This window comes from Vibrio sp. 704 (genome assembly GCF_033339295.1).
Genome location: NZ_JAWOUH010000866.1, coordinates 1 through 550, shown reverse-complemented (window position 1 = coordinate 550; position 550 = coordinate 1). Strand labels below are relative to the sequence as shown.

1 protein-coding gene and 1 pseudogene are annotated in these 550 nt (G+C 44.7%); both read right to left on the bottom strand.

The window, feature by feature from the left end; genetic code table 11:
* Nucleotides 1-362, bottom strand: a 362-nt coding sequence (locus tag R7R24_RS29590) for an FtsW/RodA/SpoVE family cell cycle protein (RefSeq protein WP_318120574.1), incomplete at its 3' end; no start/stop codon positions are given.
* A gap of 18 nt (nt 363-380) precedes the next feature.
* Nucleotides 381-550, bottom strand: a pseudogene (gene murD / locus R7R24_RS29585) (UDP-N-acetylmuramoyl-L-alanine--D-glutamate ligase); the annotation flags it as partial.

The following is a 550-nucleotide window of genomic DNA, read 5'->3' as shown; positions in this document are numbered from 1 at the left end:
CCAAGCGGAATCCAACGAGAAGCGCCATTTACTGACTTACCTGCGAGAAGTACAACAATCAGCAAGCCGAATGAGACCCAAAGCAAGTAATGACTTTTCTTAAACCATTGCTCTAAAGGTACTTGAAGTATCACCGCAGAGGTCCCGATCGCCAACACTAAGAAGGTGGCATGACGGAACATGAAGTGGAACGGCTGATCGGTCAATCGTGAGCGGATTGGGAAAGACGCAGAGGTCACCATAATCAAACCAGTCAACATCAAACCCAACGCAATCCACACCAACTGGCGATCAAACAACGCTTCTGGCGCTGGATGCTTAAGCCAATTACCAATGTTGTGTTTAACGTTACTTAAACCCACGAAACGAGTAACCTTTAGTTATGCATATTTCTGAGCAAGAACAGCAAATGCATCGCCTCTTGCCATAAAATTGTCGAATTGATCAAAGCTAGCACATGCAGGAGACAGCATCACCATATCACCAGATTTTAACTGCGAAGATATTTGTTGAATCACATCTTCCATGGTGTTGAAACGGATTGCTGACT